The sequence below is a fragment of the Streptomyces sp. NRRL WC-3605 genome, from assembly GCF_001509795.1.
Taxonomy (GTDB): Bacteria; Actinomycetota; Actinomycetes; order Streptomycetales; family Streptomycetaceae; genus Streptomyces; species Streptomyces viridochromogenes.
This window is the reverse complement of sequence record NZ_LLZN01000066.1, coordinates 27,947-44,767: the sequence shown is the minus strand read 5'-3', so window position 1 is coordinate 44,767 and position 16,821 is coordinate 27,947. Positions and strand designations below refer to the sequence as shown.

Here is a 16,821-nt window from a genome sequence, read left to right as displayed (position 1 = left end):
TCGATGGGAACAACGACTTGAATCAGGACAGAATTCCCAACCCGCCCCCCTATTTATCTGATCTTGCAGTATCCTGCCGGGCCACACGGGCGCCCCACCGCCGTTCGGGCCACGGATTCGCAGGTCAGAAGGGATGGGCAGGGATTTCACCCTGGAGCGGGCACCGCCGGAGGTCGATCGGTGAGATCCCGCTCACACCTGCGTCGCCCAGCCGTTCGGCGGAGGGGCCGTCGCCGTCGTCCGCCCTTCCGTCCCTGAAGACGGTCGGCGCCCACGGAAGGTTGCCAGGGCGGACGATCCCGCCCGCCTCAGCCGAACTGAACCGAGCGCTTGGCCAGCCCCATCCAGAAGCCGTCGATCACCGACTTCTGCCCGTCCAGCTCCCCGGCCGCCTCGGCGGCGCCCATGGTCACGAAGAGGGGGGCGAAGTGCTCGGTGCGGGGGTGGGCGTAGCGGCCGGCGGGGGCCTTGTGCAGGAAGTCGAGGAGCCCGTCCCAGTCGCGCTGTTCCAGGGCGCGGCGTCCCCAGTCGTCGAACTCCACGGACCAGGCCGGTATTCCGCCCTGGCGCAGGGCCGCGAGGTTGTGGGTGAAGAAGCCGGAGCCGATGATCAGCACGCCTTCGTCGCGCAGGGGGGCCAGCTTGCGGCCGACCTCCATGAGCCGTACGGGGTCGAGGGTCGGCATGGAGATCTGCAGGACGGGGATGTCCGCGTCGGGATACATCTCGACGAGGGGGACGTAGGCGCCGTGGTCGAGGCCGCGGTCCGGGATGTCCTGGACGGGGACGCCGGGGGCGCGCAGCAGCTTGCGGACGGAGTCGGCGAGCTCGGGGGCGCCGGGGGCCGGGTAGGTCACCTGGTAGTAGTGCTCGGGGAAGCCCCAGAAGTCGTACACGAGTGGCACGGGCGCGGTGGCGCCGAGGGCGAGCGGGGCCTCCTCCCAGTGCGCGGAGACGACGAGGATCGCCTTGGGGCGCGGCAGTCCGGCGGCCCAGGCGGCGAGCTCGCCGGGCCAGACGGGGTCGTCGGCGAGCGGCGGGGCGCCGTGGCTGAGGTAGAGGGCGGGCATGCGCTCCTGGGCGGCGGCGGACATGGCGGGCACTCCCTCCGAGCCCCGGCGGCGACCGGGTCTCATCTCCGTGGAAGCACTCCGGCCGTCCCTGACGGATGCGATCCAGGGCGGCATCCGACCGGCCGAAGTGCTTCAAATCTAAAACGTTCGTCTCCCACGACCGTACGCCGGGATAGTTCAAAGTTCAAGAAGAGTGCTCGTACAGTGGAGTGCATGAACAGCGCATCGACGTCCACCCCGGTGGAGGAGTCCCCCTGGCTCACCGAGGACCAGCAGCGCGTGTGGCGCTCGTACATAGAGGCGACGACCCTGCTCGACGACCATCTGGACCGTCAGCTCCAGCGGGACGCGGGCATGCCCCACCTCTACTACGGCCTGCTGGTCGCGCTCGCCGAGTCGCCGCAGCGCCGGCTGCGCATGACCGAGCTGGCGATGTACGCGAAGATCACCCGCTCCCGGCTCTCCCACGCCGTCGCCCGGCTGGAGGGCAACGGCTGGCTGCGCCGCGAGAACTGCCCCGACGACAAGCGGGGCCAGTTCGCTGTCCTGACCGACGAGGGCCTCGAGGTGCTGCGCCGGACCGCGCCCGGCCATGTGCGGGCCGTGCGGCAGGCGCTGTTCGACCGGCTGAGCCCCGAACAGCAGAAGGCCCTCGGCGAGATCATGACGATCGTCGCCGAGGGCCTTCAGCCGAGCGAAGCGGGTGCGGACCTGCCCTGGCTGCGCTGAACCGCTCGTTCCAGCGAGCCGGGGCAGGTCCTTCGTGGCGTACGCACCGGGCGTCCCCTTCCCGGTACGCACGCCTGGTCCCTCAGGAGTACGGCCTCACGGCCGCGGTCGTCCGTGCGTCAGTGCGCGACGACCGGCACCGGGAGTGCCTCCTCGGCGCCCTCCGCGGAGGACGCCACCGCCGTGCCGCCCGGACGGCCGGCGTTGACCAGGGTGAAGGCGATGACCGCGGCGGCGGCCAGGATGCCGACGGCGAACCAGATGGCGCTGGTGTAGCCCTGCACCAGGCCCTGCGCCTGGACCAGCTGCTGCTGGGACCGGCTGGACGCGCCGGCGATGTGGTCGGCGATGTAGGACGTGGTCGCCGAGGCGGCGATCGTGTTCAGCAGAGCCGTACCGATCGCGCCGCCCACCTGCTGCGAGGTGTTGACCATGGCCGAGGCGACACCGGCGTCCTGCGGCTTGACGCCCAGGGTGGCCAGCGACATGGCCGGCATGAACGCGGTGCCCATGCCGAGGCCGAGCAGCAGCATCGCGGGCAGCAGGAGCGCGGCGTACGAGGAGCCGATCTCCAGCTGGGTCAGCAGCAGCATGCCGACGGCGGCCACCAGGAAGCCGGGGCCCATCAGCAGCCGCGGCGCGACCCGGGTCATCAGCCGGGCGCCGATCTGCGTGGACCCGGTGATCATGCCCGCGATCATCGGCAGGAAGGCGAAGCCGGTCTTGACCGGCGAGTAGCCCTTCACGATCTGCAGGTAGTAGGTCAGGAACAGGAACAGGCCGAACATCGCGATGATCGCGAGGCCGAGCGAGAGGTAGACACCGCCGCGGTTGCGCTCGGTGACCACGCGCAGCGGCAGCAGCGGGGCCTTGACCCGGGACTCCACGATCACGAAGGAGAGCAGCAGCACGCCGGAGGCGACGAACATGCCGATCGTGGTCGGGTCGCTCCAGCCCTCGGACTCGGCGCGGGTGAAGCCGTAGACCAGCGAGACCAGGCCGAGCGTGGACAGGATGACGCCGGGGATGTCGAGCGTCGAGCGGTTGCGGCCGCCCTGCGGCTCACGGATGACGTACCAGGCGCCGAGCGCGGCGACGATGGCGAACGGGATGTTCACGAAGAACGTCCAGCGCCAGTCCAGGTACTCGGTCAGGAACCCGCCGAGGATCAGGCCGACGGCACCGCCGCCACCGGCGATCGCACCGTAGATGCCGAACGCCTTGGCGCGCTCCTTGGCGTCCGTGAACATCACGGCGAGCAGGGAGAGCGCGGCCGGGGCGAGCAGCGCGCCGAACGCGCCCTGCAGCGCGCGGGCGCCGAACATCATGGCCTCGTTGGTGGCCGCCCCGCCGAGGGCGGAGGCGGCGGCGAAGCCGCCCAGGCCGACCACGAAGGCGCGCTTGCGGCCCCAGAGGTCGGCGATGCGTCCGCCGAACAGCAGCAGGCCGCCGAAGGCGAGGGCGTAGGCCGTGACGACCCACTGCCGGTTGCCATCGGAGATGCCCAGGTCCTGCTGGGCGGAGGGCAGCGCGATGTTCACGATGGTCGCGTCCAGGACGACCATCAGCTGGGCTATCGCGATGAAGGCGAGCGCCTTCCATCGGTTCGGATCGGCAGCGCCGAGGGCGCCGCCGGAAGCCTTTACGGCTGTTTCAGACATGGGTGTACCCACTTCGGGACTTCGTGACGGAAAAAGTGAAAGGAAAGGGGACGGCTCGTCGACTGTGACGGCCGCTGGACTACGGCTGTGCGAGTGACGACCCCCGTGGTCCCCCGGAATCATCGGCCGGTGTGCCGGCGGGGCGGGCGGGTCGGACGTTCGGGTCAGTCAGGACATGTGCTTCGGATCGGTCAGGACATGTGCTTCCGGTCGGTTCAGGACATGTGCTTGCGGGACGGGTCGCGTCAGGCCTTGCGCAGGTCCTCCATGGTCAGTGCCGTACCGGGAAGGATGGAGCGGGCCGGGGCCCGCAGTCCGTCCAGGAACAGCTGCAGATGGCGGTGGACGTAGCGGTCCGCGATGCCGCAGCCGGTGCCGGCCGGCGGCCGGCTGAGCTGGGCCGCGGTGATCATGACGTCGCCGACGTCCACGTCGGACCGGAGCTGCCCCGCCGCCTTCGCGCGGTCCATGATCGCCGCGACGAGGCTCTCGCATCGCTCGCGCGACGCCTCCAGGTCCGGATGGTGCTGGTCGAAGGTGCTCTGGACCATCGGGCACAGTGCGCTGATCCGCTCGTCGGCGGCGGCGTGCACGAAGCGCTCCAGAGCCTCGAAGGCATCCCCGGTCTGCGCGAGCGCCAGCTCGGCCACCGCCACCGTACGGTCCATGACGGAGCAGACGACCTCACGCACCAGCGCGTCGCGGTCGGGGAAGTTGCGGTACACCGTGGCGTTGCCGACGCCGGCCCGGCGGGCGACGTCGTCGAGCGGCACATCGGGGCCGTGCTCGACGAACATCTCACGGGCGGCGGTGACGATCCGCTCCCGATTGCGCAGGGCGTCGGCGCGGGGCCGGGGTGCCTTGCGCACGGCGGGGGTGGCGGTCTGCACGGTGTACTCCTCGTCTCCTGTGATGCTCGGTGTCCGCTTCCCCCAGGTTGTGCGACCCGGGGGGCCTCTACGACCTGGTGGGCCTCTGCGACCCGGTGGGCGATCCGGGGAAGTGCTCCCCGTTTCGCGCGGACACAGGTCTAAACGGGGAAGAGGTCCCCGGTTATTTCCCTCCCCAGCCTCTTATTCCTGTGACCTGGGTCACATTTTCAAGCCGCCGAGCGGCTCGGGGTCACGAGGCCGCCGAGCGCCGCCGCGGAACCCACACGTTCGGTCCTTTCCAACGCGCGCGCCCGCGACCCCCGACACAGGGTGATCGAGAGGGTGCAGCGCGCGGTCCGGCGAGCTGCCATGGACTGAGAGGGCCCATGCATGCAGCCGTACCGCCGGATACGTCCCCGCCGTGTGGCCGCCCTCGCCTCCGTCACCGCCCTGGTCATGGCGGTCGGCACCTCGGCAGGCACCGGGCACCTCACGGCGGGCACCTCCACGGTGGCCGGGGCCGGACCCATATCCCCGGAGCACGCCACAGCGCTCGGCCCCTGCATGATCAGCGGACCGCCGGCGGTCCAGATGTCGGAGGGCGTGCCCACCCCTCGCGGCTACGCCCGCTCCACCGGCACCGTCCGCGCCCTCACCCTCATGGTCGACTTCCCCGACGCGCCCGGCACGGGCGACGCGCTCGACCGCTACGGCGAGTTCTTCCCGCAGACCCAGAAATGGTTCCGCACGAGCTCCTACGGCCGCCTCGACTACCGCGCCGAGACGCCGGTCCCCGACTGGCTGCGGATGCCCAAGTCGTTCCGCGAGTACGGCATAGAGCGCGGCGCCCCCTTCGACCCCGGGTACCGCCGGCTGGTCCAGGACATCGTCGTCGCCGCCGACACACGGGTCGACTTCACGTCGTACGACTTCCTGAACGTCCTCGTCACCCCGAACGCAGGCCCCTCCGCCCTCGACACGGTCCTGTCGGTGACCTTCGCCGGCAACGTGGAGGCCCCCGTGGCCGACGGCGTCTCCGTCACCAACGCCTCCTTCGTGTACTCCCGCCAGGACGACGGCTCCGGCTCCTACCACCGCACCGGCTACCGCGTCCTCCCCCACGAGAACGGCCACGTCTTCGGCCTGCCCGACCTGTACACCGCCGAGGGCGGCGGCGCGGTCGGCCACTGGGACATCATGAGCGAGGACTGGGGGGCCAACAACGACCTGCTCGGCTGGCACAAGTGGAAGCTGGGCTGGCTGGACGACAGCCAGGTCCGCTGCGCGGCCGCCCCCGGGACCGACGAGTACGCCCTGACCCCGCTGGCCCGCAAGGGCGGCCCGAAGCTGCTGTTCGTGCCGCTGGGCCCGCACTCCGGCTACGCCCTGGAACTGCGCACCCGCGAGGGCAACGACGAGGCCGTCTGCCGCCCCGGCGTCCTGGTCTACCGGGTCGACGCCGACGTCGACACCGGAATGGGCCCGGTGAAGGTGCTGGACTCCCAGGAGGACAGCGGCGGCTGCACCCGCAGCCCGAACGTCCACGCGGAACTGTCCGACGCGACCTTCACCCCGGGCGAGGAGTTCCGGGACGACAAGCGGGGGGTGCGGGTCGCGGTGGTGGGGGTGGACGTGCACGGGGGGTACCGGGTGCGGGTGACGCGGGAGCGGTGAGTCATGGCGGTGGCGACCGGTGGTCTCCGGCTCGCCGGTCTACGGTGAGGGCTGCCACGACCGCCGTACGGAGAGCAGATGCCCGCGAAGAGGATTCCGTACGACGGTGACGACCCTTCCGGTGCCGCCGCACCCGGCGAGGCGGTCAACCCGCTTGAGGCGGTCGCCCCGCTGATCCGCGGCGTGACGGTGCTGCTCAGGCTGACGGAGGCGGGCGGGACGCTGAGCGCGAGCGCCCTGGAGCGCGCCACGGGGCTCGCGCGATCCACCGTCGACCGGGTCGCCGCCACCCTCGCCCGCATGGGATACGTCCGCCTCGACGGCCGCGACGTCACACTGGCGCCGCGTGTGCTGGAGCTCGGCAACGCCTACCTCGCCGCCCTCGGCTGGCCCGCGCTGCTCGCGCCGTACGCCGACGCGCTCGCCGGGGAGGCCGACGAGTCGGTGACGCTGGCGGTGCCCGACCGGGACGGCGTACGCCTCGTCCACCAGTCCACGCACTCCCGGGCGCTGTCCCTCGGCTTCCCGCTGGGCGAGCTGCTCCCGGCCGGCCGTACGGCGCCGGGCGCGGTGTTCGCGGCGGAGTGGCGGGAGACGGACTGGCAGACGTGGCACGACCGCCGGTCTCGTCATCGGGACGAGGACTTCGAACAGCGGGCGAGGAGGGCGGGCCGGGACGGCTGGGCCATGGACGACCAGCTCACCGGGCCCGGCCTGCTCACCTTGTCCGTGCCGGTCCGCGACCCCCGCGAGGCCGGCCGGATCGTCTGCGCCGCGAGCGTCGTCAGCCACACCGGCCGGCACACGGCCGCCGGCCTGTGCGAGACCCACCTCCCCCGCCTGCGGAACACGGCGACCGCGATGGAACGCGCCCTGCGCGACGCCCCGATCCCCGGGCCGGCCGCGGGTCCGGCGGGGCTCGCGTCCTGGACGGGCGCCTCCAAGCAGGAACTGGGCCGCGAGTTCGTCGCGTCGCTGGCGCGCGGACTGACGGTCCTGACCGCGTTCGGGGAGGGCCGCGGCGACCTGACGCTCACCGACGTGGCCCGTACGACCGGACTGACCCGCGCGACGGCACGCAGGGCCCTGCTCACCTACGGCCACCTGGGCCTGGTCCGACGTTCCGGCACACGGACCTTCCGCCTGACCCCGCGCGTACTGTCCCTGGGCTTCCCACCCCTCTCCCGCATGCCACTGTCCCGGATCGCGGCCCCGCACCTGGCCGAACTCTCCGACCGGATCGGCGAGTCGGTCTCCCTGGCGGTGCTGACGCCGTCCGGCGAGGAGACCCGCTGCACGGCCGCAACCGCGCCGGCCCATGCGCTGAGCGCCGGCGTCGAGGTCGGAGTGCGGCGCCCGGCGCACGCGAACCCGGCAGGGCACGTCCTCCTGGCGGACCTCCCCCCGGACCTGCGCAAACGGGCCCTGTGCCACCCGTCGGCCCCCGACCCCGACCACCTCACGGCCATCCTGGACGCGGTGGCCCGCCAAGGCCACGCCCTGTCCGACGACGAGCCGGAGGCGGGCCTGCGTTCCCTGGCGGTACCGGTGCGCGACGGCGAGGGCGAGGTGACGGCGTCGATCGAGACGACGGTCCACAGGGCCCGGCGAACGCGGGAGGAGTGCGCCCGGGAGGTACTCCCGCACCTACGGGCGGCGGCAGCGGGCTTGGAGGACGACCTGCGCGAGGCGACCCGCTTCACGCACGTACGCCTATCCCTCTGAACAATCGAACGGATGGACGGACGGCTGGACGGACGGCTGGACGGACGGCTGGACGGATGGACGGATGGGGGCCGGCTCACCCGTCATAGGACCGGAGGGCGCGACCCTCCCGGAGGGTGAGCCCCCACCAGGCGAGCTGGTCCAGCAGCACGGCGGCGGCCTTGGCGGAGCCGTCCTCGTCGTGCGGCCGCCCGTCGTCGTCGAACCGCTCCCAGGCCATGTGGAAGCTGACGGTGTCGCGCAGGGTCACGGCGTGCATCTCGGCGAAGACCTGCCGCAACTGCTCCACGGCCCGCTGCCCACCGGCCATCCCGCCGTACGACACGAACCCGACGGGCTTGGCGCGCCACTCCCGGTAGACGTAGTCGACGGCGAGCTTGAGGGCGGCGGGATAGCCGTGGTTGTACTCGGGCGTGATGACGACGAACCCGTCGAGCCCACCGATCCGCCGGGCGAGGGTCGGGGCGTCGGACTGTTCGAGGGTGAGCTTGAGCTCGTCGGCGAGCACGGGTTCGGACAGATCGATGACGTGCGTCTCCATGTCGTCCCGCTGCCCGATCTCGGACAGGAACCACCGGGACACCTTGTCGGCGAACCGCCCGGGCCGAACACTGCCGATGAGCACACCGATCTTGAGGGGCGCGTGGGACATGGGTCTCCTCGTTTCTCGTGGACCCTCTGGTGGGGCCGACACGGGAAACCTAGAAACTCAACTTAACTTGAGGTCAAGCGCCCGATGGCGGGCCCCGGCCCCCCTGACCCACAAACCACGCCCTGACCTGGGCAAACCGGAACTCTCCCAAGACGGATCGAGCATCCGCTAGGCTAGTCGCCGGATCTTCCACGATCCGCGCCTTCGTAGCTCAGGGGATAGAGCACCGCTCTCCTAAAGCGGGTGTCGCAGGTTCGAATCCTGCCGGGGGCACAGGAGAAGCAGCAGTTCAGGAGCCCTTCCGTCCGGCGGACGGAAGGGCTCCTGCGCTTGCGGCACCCACACGACACACCCGCCGTGCGCGCGGATGGCGGGGAGCTGCGCAGAGCCGGTCACGCTTGTCGCCGGCCGTCCTGGCGGGGAACGTTTCGCTCGGACGGGTTCGGAGACCCGGTCGGCGGAGGTCGCGTCGCTTGCGGGTTCGGAAGTGAGCTGGCATTCAATTCGTCCGCCCGCTCTGCCGTCCGGCTTCGTGCGCGGACGGCAGCGCCGTGCCGTGTCCGGGGGGGGTGGGCGGCGGTCGGTGCCGATCCCGAGCCGGCGCGCGTCGGACATCCTGTGGCACCTGCCGCAACAGGGCCGAGGCGTCCTGGCGCCCCCGCTCTCACGCCGGCCCTCGGCTGTGAGGTGCGCGTCCTTCGACGCAGCCGCTTCCGGTCGGGGCCGACGTACGGTTGACGTACCGAGGGCATCACGCACTCCGGCCCCCACGCCGGGTCGTCCTCGGCGAGAGACGAGTGAATCCGGGCCGCTCCCATGCGGTCGGCGCGGAGACAGGTCGGCACCATGTCCGTCGCGGTCGAAGCAACTCAGCGCAAGCTCGTCACGGCAGGGGCCGCACTGAGCGGCCGCACAGGTCAGCAACCCCGCCGTGGAGACGCGACGGCCCTTTCCCGGCTGGACATCCATCGCAGGAACCGGGGAGAGCGGACACTCGTGACGCTTGCCGGCGACATCGGGCCGGCCACGACGCCGCTTCTGCGGGCCGCGGTCGAGCAGTGCCTGCTGGACGGTGTCACCGTGATCGACATCGACCTGGCCACGGTCGGCTCCTGCGACGCCAGGGGCCTGGCTGTCCTCCTGTCGGCAGCACGGCGCGCCGGCCGGGTCCACGCGCGCCTGCGGCTGCACCATCCGTGCGCGCAGATCACCCGGCTCCTCGATGCCACCGGATCGACTTCACTGCTCCTCGCGGACCCCGCGAGCCCTTTGCCGCCCCTCGCCTCCGGCGACCTCATGAGCAGCGGGACGCGGGCGCCTGAGGACCGCGCTCGTCGACCGGACCAGCCGGTCCTGAGGGACGGTATCCGCCTTCGCCGGCTGACCCGCCGGCAGGTAGAAGACATGGGCGAGGACATCGCCGACCTGGCCGCGGAGGCCGTCGCGGGCACCGCCGGCAAGGTGTACCACGACCGCGGAGACTTCCTGCAGCGCTTGGCGGTCACCGCCCACCGCCCCGGCTTCGCCCTGCTGGTCGCCGAGACCACGGTGCTGGTCGGTTGTGCCTTCGGCTTTCCGGTGGACTCTGAGGCCTCCGACGGCCGACACGGCGGCGGAACGCTCCAGGAGATCGTCCAACGGCTCACCTCCTGCGCGCGGTTCGTCGTCCTGACCCAGGTCGTGGCGCATCCGCACGTTCAGCACCGCGACATCGCCCACCGCCTGCAACAGCGTCTCCTCACAGACCTGCACTCCTCCCTCGGAGTCACTCTGCTTCATCCCTCCGACCGGGGAGCACGAGCCGCCTTCTCCTCTTGGGGCTGGCAGAACATGGGTGAGGTGGTCGGCCTGCCCGGCCCTGTCGCCCCTTGCCTGCTGACCTGGTCCGCCGAAGGGCAGCCCGGCGGCTCGCCGGTGGTGCGGCAGTGCGATGGCCGCCCGCCACGCCGCCTGCCGCAGTCGGGAGTAACGTGAGAGGTATCGAGAACTTCCGGGCGCAATATGAGGGCGGTGCCGTTCCCGGCGAGTGAACGGCACGGCAGCCGCAAACCGCACGGCCCGGGTCGGGATCCTCACGATGAACGCCACCACAGAGCCCGCCGAAGGCACGGCCCCAGGTGATGGGCACTCCTACCGTATGCCCTTGCCGCGGCTGCGCCTCATGCCAGGTGTCAGCCATGGCCCGCTGGACGGCGCATGCTGGCCGCGCTGCGACGCACTGGGACTGGAACTGCCCGCGCTCATCGGGTCCTTGGATCCGGGCGTCGGCACCGTCACCCGCGTGACCGTGGGAACGGTCGCCTGGCCCGATGCCCCGCAGAAGGTGATGGCGCCCGGCCACGTGATCGAGGTGGTGCCGGCCGATTCCGCCGCCGGGACGCATGCCATCACCGTGGACTGCGGCACCGTGGGGAGCTGGGAACTGCTGGTGATCCCCCCGGACGAGCCGGCCCGAGTGGCCACCGGGCTGCTGGCCGCTGCCGCCGGCCCCGCGAACCCCCTGTCGGCATCGCGCCTGCTGGCACTCGCCGAGAGCGGCCTCGACGGACAGGACACCTGGGAGTCGGAAGGCGGAGCCGGACCGGGATGAGCAGCAGGTCTCGGCCGACTCCGCGTGACCGGCGGGCCGAGGTCCACGACCGCATGATGGAGCCATGGCACCGACACGACCTTTGGCATCCGGGGCCGCCCCCGCCCGAAGTGTGACCGCGGCAGGTGAGGGGATGCCGGCACGACGGCGCGGGGACCGGTCCGAGAGCTTCGGGGAAGCGCTCCTCGGAAAGATCCTGGACAGCGCGCACGAACTCCCGCCCCACCTCATCGGGCCGCTGGTCGCCGACGTGCTGGAACGGCTCGGTGGCCGCCGTCCGCAGGTGCTGTTGCAGGACTACGGCCAGTTGGTGCTCGTACCCCTGCCCGGGGAGGGCCTCACCGGCGGGGAACCGCAGATGATCGACGACTCCGAGGCGGGCCGCTGCTTTCTCGACGCCGTCCCCGTGGAGGTGACTCAGGAATACGGCGTCCGGGTCCATCTGCCCCTGCTGGACGGCGGCGACCAGGTGGGAGTCATGGCGGTGACGCTGGACAGCGTCGATGACGACGACCGCCGCCTCCTGCTCAGAATCTCCGGCCTGGTGGCCGACCTTCTGGTGACCAAGCACGGCTACTCCGACCTGTTCTTCGACGTCCGACGCGATGAGGGCATGAGCGTCGCCGCGGAGATCCAGTGGTCCCTGCTGCCACCGCTGGCCATGATCATGCCCCGGGTCGCCGTGGCCGGGATCCTGGAACCCGCCTACGACACGGGCGGCGACAGCTCCGACTACGCGTTGAACGGCGACGTCCTCCACGTGGTCATGATCGACGCGATGGGCCACGGACTGGACGCGGCCACGATGGCCACGGTGGCCATCGGCGCCTACCGCCACGCCCGCCGCGCAGGCATCGGACTGCCGGAGATCTACGCCTTCATGGACCGCGGCAGAGCAGTTCGGTCCCGAGCACTTCGTCACCGCGCAGATGATGCAGCTGGACACGACGACGGGGCGGGTGCAGTGGGTCAATGCCGGGCACCCGCCGCCGATCCTGGTCCGTGACCATCGCGTCGCACAGCGTCTGGTCGCCCCGACGACCCTTCCCGTCGGACTGGGCGGTGCGGAGCCTCGGGTGAGCGAACTGGGGCTGATGCCCGGGGACCGGGTCCTCTGCTTCACCGACGGCGTGGTCGAGGAACACAAGAGCGGCGGGGAGGAGTTCGGCGAGGACCAGCTGATCGACTGTGTGAACCAGCTGGAGAGGACCGGCCGCGGCATCCGGGCGGTGACGCGGTCGCTGTCCCACACGCTCAAGCGGGCGCGGGGCGGACAGACCAGCGACGACGCGACGCTCCTCATGGCGGAGTGGCGCGGCTGACCTCTCGTCCCCGCCGTCCGTCACCGTCGCACGGCGGCAAGTACCGCACATCCGTGCGACCACTACCCCTCGCCGCCGGTGAACGCGGAGTAGTGTGGGCAGTACCGAGGGCATCTCGCACACCGGCTTCCACGCCGGGTCGTCCCCGGCGAAGGACGACACCGGGCCGTCGCACAGGTGGCCCCGGAGACGGGTCCGCGCCATGTCGGCGATCTTGCATCAACCCCTGCCGCACCACGAGCCCGTCGCAGCCCCGGCCGCGCGTCTCGCGCTGAAGAGCGACGGCGGTTCCCGCGGGCTGCTGGACGGAGCGTGGTGGCCGCGGTCCCGGAACCTGTCCAGTGAACTGCCCGCGCTCACGGATGTGTTGGATCCCTTGTGGGGCCGCATCACCCGCATCGCCGTCAACCCGGAGCACTGGCCGGTCATCCCCCGTGCGATCCCCGTGAGCGGACACACCGTCAAAGTCGGCTGGTTCACGCCGGAGATCGACCCGCACAAGCTGCTGCTGCTCTCCTACGGCACCGGCCGTTGGGATCTCCTCGTCATCCCGCCCGGGACCGGGGCGGAGTCGGCGGCCCGGCTGATGGCGGCCGCGTCCGAGGGCGACGGTCCGCCCCTGACCGCAAGCGCGCTCATCGACGCTGAGGAGGCCCTGCACGGCGTCCCGGCCACTGACCGGCCATTGGACCCGGACGAGGCATGGGAGTACGAGGGCGGTGCCTCGGCGGTGTCCGCGGCCGCCACCGGACGGACCGGTCCGCCAGGGCCCGGCAGCCGGCTGATCATCGGTGGGTGAGGTGCCGCCATGAACGCCTTCCTGACAGCCCTCGCCTTCCTGGTCCTCGTCGCAGTGGCGGCGTACGTGATCCACCGGCTCGGGCTCCAGCACGCCCACAGAATCGCGGTGTACCGGTACAGCACCCCGCGGCCTGATCGCCGTGGCCGTGGCGCGCCCCAGCCGGACCCCGCGTCCTGGGTCGGTATCCGGGCCTCCGGCCGGCCTCCCGGCCGCCTGGCCCCACCGCCCCGGCCCGCGGCGACGCGAGCCCGGGGCGTGGACGCAGGCTCTGGAGCACCCGAGGACCCGAGCATCTGAACCGAGGCGTCATGACTCTTCCGCAGCTGAACATCTACCGGCACGACCGGGGCGCGCGGGCCCTGGTCACCCTGGCCGGTGTGATCGACCCCGTCACCGCGCCCCGGGTGCGCGCCGCTCTGGAGCAGTGTCTGCGGGACGGCATCACCCTCATCGACGTCGATCTGACCACCGTCGACCGCTGTGACGACAGCGGCCTGAGCGTCTTCCTCGACGTGTCCGAGCAAGCCGCCGAGGCCCAGGCGTTCCTCCTGCTGCACCACCCCTCCCCGCAGACCGAACGACTGCTCATGGACACGGGCTCCGATGGTCTGCTCTACCCGATGAGGCCGGGAGGGGCGCGCCCTCAGCGGGCCTGACGTCGGCAGAGGCGCCCCAGGGAACGGGCCGCCAGACGGAGAGCGCTGGTGCAGCGGTCAAGTCGTACGCCGGTCGCGCCCCGACCCCTCAGCCCAGAGGACCGTGCCCGCTCCCCGTGTCGATGAGGATCTGCTCCGCGTCGCTGACGTTGTCCGCCCGGACCGCCTGGGCCATCGCGGCGCGGGCGGCATCGGGTGTCGCGTAGGGCGGGACGACCATCAGCGAGAAGATGTCCCGGTCACCCCGGGTGATCAGCACCGTGTCGTCACCGACCGGGAAGGAGTCGACGTGCACCACGTGGTCGTCCACGACGACACGCGTCGGGAGACCCTCCCAGGCGGTGGCATCCAGCCCCACACGGGACACGGGGCCGAGGTGGGTGACGAGGGCGCTCAGCAGGGCGGGCAGCTCGGCGCCGATGTCACGCGAGCGAGGCCACCACGCGCCGTCGAGGACGCCTTTGCGTGATTCGGTCGTCTCCAGCCGGAGAAGCGCGGATCCCGGCCGCACGGCCTCGTGGGCGCCACTGGGCAGACGCCGGGGAACAGGTGGTGTATCCGAGCTGGTCATGGTGACCACCCGTCTGTAGGGCCGGTGCGACGACGGGACCCCGCCCCGCAGCCCCCACGCTACTCCTGGCGCCACCCGCAGCGACGTCTGCAGGATCGCCTCCCCTGTCGCCCCGCCCCGCCCCCTAGGGAACGGATCCAGCTCCTGAAGCGGGTGTCGCAGGTTCGGATGGGCCCCGCTACTGTTCCTCGACGTACTGTCCGTCGACCACTGCGAAGTCGCCCAGCCGGGTGGCTATCGCCGTCAGGTATCCGACGAAGTCACTCGCCACGGGACCGCTCGGCCCGGTTTCGTGGTCCATGTCGATGACCTGCCCGACCTTTCCCCCCGGACCCGGCGACAGGTCCAGCACCGCGCCGTTTCCGCCGCCGTCTGCATCGAGCGAGACCCAACCGAGCTGCCACCAGCCCGCTTTGAGTGCCTCGCCTTCCGCGACGAAGTCCTTGACGTCGTCGAAGTCGCCGCTGGTGAGGAGCTCGCGCCACACACCCACTTCTCGCAGGATGCCGTCGCACGACAACAGCGTGCCCGTGGGCCAGCCGCCGTCCGTCGATCCGTTGTGCCGCCGCAGCGAGGCGGTGACCGCCTCAGGCAGCTCGATGCCGAGCGACTTCTCGAGGGCGGCGATCTGCTCGTCGGAGGCTGGGGGCAGGATCAGATGCGCGGCACCCTGGGCCTCGTACCACCGTTCGATCTCGTCCCACGCGTCCACAACAGCCGCCGTGATCCCGCTCGCCATGAAGTCCCCCTGATGGTTCTCTGCTCAACTCTCGGTGCCGGCGACCTTAGCGATACGCACTGACAGTGCCGCGGGGGGCTCACCAGCACCGCGTCGGCACCAGACCGAACAGGGAGCGGCGGGAGAGTACGAGCGTTCGGCGCATCAGCCGCCGCAGCGGTACTGAGGTGGGAAGGTGGTCGGCTGCGTCGGGCGTCCGCAGAGTCCGTCCACCCGCGTTGCCGTCAGGGCGCGCCGGCATCGAGCGGGCGCGAGCGGGGCTCGACGCGGTGCGTCAGTAGCCGGTGCCGCGTTTGACCTGGGTCCGCTCGGTGCTGTGGGTCGCTCCCTTGTCGTCCAGCGTGCGGCATGCGTCGGCGATGTCCTGGGCCAGGCGGTCGATCTGTTCGCGGCTCAGAGTCTCCTTGACCAGGGCGCGCATGATCTTCACCCGTTCCGCGTTGGGCGGGAGGGTGTAGGCCGGCACCATCCAGCCACGCTCGGCCGAGAGCTGCCAGGCGAGGTCGGACTCGTCGTAGGCGTGGTCGCCGGCGAGGCGGAAGGCGACCAGCGGCAGCTGCTCGAGGTCGCTCCCGATCACCTCGAAGCGGCCGCTGCTGCGCAGATTGTCCGCCAGTGCGCGGGCGTTCTTCTGCATCATCTCCATGATGTAGGTGTAGCCCTGGCGGCCGAGCCGCACGAAGTTGTAGTACTGCGCGAGCACCATCGACGCACCGGTGGAGAAGTTGAGCGTGAACGTCGCGTCGGTCTTGCCCAGGTAGTTCTCGTGGAAGACGAGGTCCTTGGGGAGGTCGGACTGTTCACGGAAGACCAGCCATCCGATGCCGGGGTAGACCAGTCCGTACTTGTGTCCCGAGACGTTGATCGAACGGACCTGCTCGAGCCGGAAGTCCCACTTCGACTCGGGGTAGAGGAAGGGCCACACGAACGCGCCGCTGGCGCCGTCGACATGGATCGGAATGTCCAGGTCCCGTTTGTTGCGCACGTCCCGCAGGAGTTCGTCGATCCCGACGACGTCGTCCATGTGCCCGGTGAAGGTGGTGCCGAGGACAGCGACGACACCGATCGTGTTCTCGTCGAGGTGGGGCGCCACGTCTTCCGGGCCGATCGTGTACTTGTCCTCCGCAAGCGGCACGATCCTGGGCTCGACGTCGAAGTAGCGGCAGAACTTCTCCCACACGACGTGGACGTCACCGCCGAAGATCAGGTTGGGCCGGTCGGTCGAGAGGCCCGCCGCCTGGCGGCGCTCGCGCCACTTCCACTTCAGCGACAGCGCGCCGAGCATGATCGCTTCGGAGGAGCCCTGGGTCCGGCATCCGGACGTCCTGCCGGGCGCGTGGAAAAGGTCGGCGAGCATGCGCACGCAGCGCTGCTCGATCTCGGCGGAGATGGGGTATTCCGCATGGTCGATGAAATTGCGGTGCAGGTTCTCGGCGATCAGCCGCTGGGCTTCCGGCTCCATCCACGTGGTGACGAACGTGGCCAGATTGCGCTGCGGATCGCCCTCCATGGCGAGATCAACGTCCACGAGCCTCATCGCGTCCGTCGCGGTCATGCCTTCCTCGGGGAAGGTCTCGGAGGGAGCGGGCACCGTCAGGAATCGGTTACCGAAAAGTGCCATGTTGTCACTTTTAGTCATACAGTGAATTCAACAGCCCGGAGTCTGCCGCAGACGCGAGACACACCGCGCGGTCGGCACACCAGCCAGGCTGTACGCACGTGCCGGGCGGCCGGTCGTGTGGTGACGACGTGGTG

General features: G+C 70.9%; 14 protein-coding genes, 1 tRNA gene and 1 pseudogene. 9 read left to right on the top strand and 7 right to left on the bottom strand.

Going from position 1 to position 16,821, the window contains the following annotated elements; all coding sequences use genetic code 11:
* Window positions 1–308: 308 nt before the first annotated feature.
* Window positions 309–1,094, bottom strand: a complete 786-nt coding sequence (locus tag ADL34_RS21950; protein WP_062668513.1) for a dioxygenase — start codon at window positions 1,092–1,094, stop codon at window positions 309–311.
* 192 nt (window positions 1,095–1,286) lie between these two features.
* Between ADL34_RS21950 and ADL34_RS21945 the strand changes: the two genes are divergently transcribed.
* Window positions 1,287–1,802, top strand: coding sequence for a MarR family winged helix-turn-helix transcriptional regulator (locus tag ADL34_RS21945; RefSeq protein WP_062668514.1), 516 nt, complete (start codon window positions 1,287–1,289; stop codon window positions 1,800–1,802).
* A 119-nt stretch (window positions 1,803–1,921) separates the two neighbouring features.
* Here ADL34_RS21945 and ADL34_RS21940 read toward each other — a convergent pair whose 3' ends face one another.
* Both ADL34_RS21940 and ADL34_RS21935 read right to left on the bottom strand, forming a co-directional pair.
* The gene (locus ADL34_RS21940; protein ID WP_062668515.1) at window positions 1,922–3,463 is read right to left on the bottom strand and encodes an MFS transporter; all 1,542 of its coding nucleotides are present in this window, start codon (window positions 3,461–3,463) and stop codon (window positions 1,922–1,924) included.
* 245 nt (window positions 3,464–3,708) lie between these two features.
* Window positions 3,709–4,353: a TetR/AcrR family transcriptional regulator gene (locus tag ADL34_RS21935; protein WP_062668516.1), complete on the bottom strand. Its 645-nt coding sequence runs from the start codon at window positions 4,351–4,353 to the stop codon at window positions 3,709–3,711.
* A 372-nt stretch (window positions 4,354–4,725) separates the two neighbouring features.
* Between ADL34_RS21935 and ADL34_RS21930 the strand changes: the two genes are divergently transcribed.
* Together ADL34_RS21930 and ADL34_RS21925 are read left to right on the top strand one after the other, a co-directional pair.
* Window positions 4,726–6,009: a M6 family metalloprotease domain-containing protein gene (locus tag ADL34_RS21930; protein ID WP_062668517.1), complete on the top strand. Its 1,284-nt coding sequence runs from the start codon at window positions 4,726–4,728 to the stop codon at window positions 6,007–6,009.
* Window positions 6,010–6,087: 78 nt separating this feature from the next.
* Window positions 6,088–7,734 carry an IclR family transcriptional regulator domain-containing protein gene (locus ADL34_RS21925; protein WP_062668518.1) on the top strand — a complete coding sequence of 549 codons (1,647 nt, stop codon included), beginning with the start codon at window positions 6,088–6,090 and terminating at the stop codon, window positions 7,732–7,734.
* A 76-nt stretch (window positions 7,735–7,810) separates the two neighbouring features.
* On the opposite strand, the gene ADL34_RS21920 is transcribed toward ADL34_RS21925, so the two are convergent.
* Window positions 7,811–8,386: an NADPH-dependent FMN reductase gene (locus tag ADL34_RS21920; protein ID WP_062668519.1), complete on the bottom strand. Its 576-nt coding sequence runs from the start codon at window positions 8,384–8,386 to the stop codon at window positions 7,811–7,813.
* 200 nt (window positions 8,387–8,586) lie between these two features.
* Between ADL34_RS21920 and ADL34_RS21915 the strand changes: the two genes are divergently transcribed.
* From ADL34_RS21915 to ADL34_RS21885, 6 genes and pseudogenes are all read left to right on the top strand, one after another.
* A tRNA-Arg gene (locus ADL34_RS21915) sits at window positions 8,587–8,659 on the top strand.
* Window positions 8,660–9,232: 573 nt separating this feature from the next.
* Window positions 9,233–10,360, top strand: a complete 1,128-nt coding sequence (locus ADL34_RS35015) for an STAS domain-containing protein (protein ID WP_079034183.1) — start codon at window positions 9,233–9,235, stop codon at window positions 10,358–10,360.
* A 103-nt stretch (window positions 10,361–10,463) separates the two neighbouring features.
* Window positions 10,464–10,976: a DUF5994 family protein gene (locus tag ADL34_RS21905; protein ID WP_234375071.1), complete on the top strand. Its 513-nt coding sequence runs from the start codon at window positions 10,464–10,466 to the stop codon at window positions 10,974–10,976.
* A 133-nt stretch (window positions 10,977–11,109) separates the two neighbouring features.
* Window positions 11,110–12,298, top strand: a pseudogene (locus tag ADL34_RS21900) (PP2C family protein-serine/threonine phosphatase).
* 94 nt (window positions 12,299–12,392) lie between these two features.
* Window positions 12,393–13,097 (top strand): DUF5994 family protein, encoded by a 705-nt coding sequence (locus ADL34_RS21895; protein ID WP_062668521.1) that lies wholly within the window; start codon window positions 12,393–12,395, stop codon window positions 13,095–13,097.
* A 311-nt stretch (window positions 13,098–13,408) separates the two neighbouring features.
* The gene (locus ADL34_RS21885) at window positions 13,409–13,756 is read left to right on the top strand and encodes an STAS domain-containing protein (protein WP_062668522.1); all 348 of its coding nucleotides are present in this window, start codon (window positions 13,409–13,411) and stop codon (window positions 13,754–13,756) included.
* An 88-nt stretch (window positions 13,757–13,844) separates the two neighbouring features.
* Here ADL34_RS21885 and ADL34_RS21880 read toward each other — a convergent pair whose 3' ends face one another.
* The 3 genes from ADL34_RS21880 to ADL34_RS21870 form a co-directional block, all read right to left on the bottom strand.
* Window positions 13,845–14,327 carry a DUF5994 family protein gene (locus tag ADL34_RS21880; RefSeq protein WP_062668523.1) on the bottom strand — a complete coding sequence of 161 codons (483 nt, stop codon included), beginning with the start codon at window positions 14,325–14,327 and terminating at the stop codon, window positions 13,845–13,847.
* Window positions 14,328–14,505: 178 nt separating this feature from the next.
* Entirely contained in the window at window positions 14,506–15,066 is a 561-nt protein-coding gene (locus ADL34_RS21875; protein ID WP_063892352.1) for an SMI1/KNR4 family protein, read from the bottom strand.
* Window positions 15,067–15,340: 274 nt separating this feature from the next.
* On the bottom strand, window positions 15,341–16,687 hold the full coding sequence (locus ADL34_RS21870; protein ID WP_234375070.1) for a glutamate decarboxylase: 1,347 nt from the start codon (window positions 16,685–16,687) through the stop codon (window positions 15,341–15,343).
* Window positions 16,688–16,821: the final 134 nt, after the last annotated feature.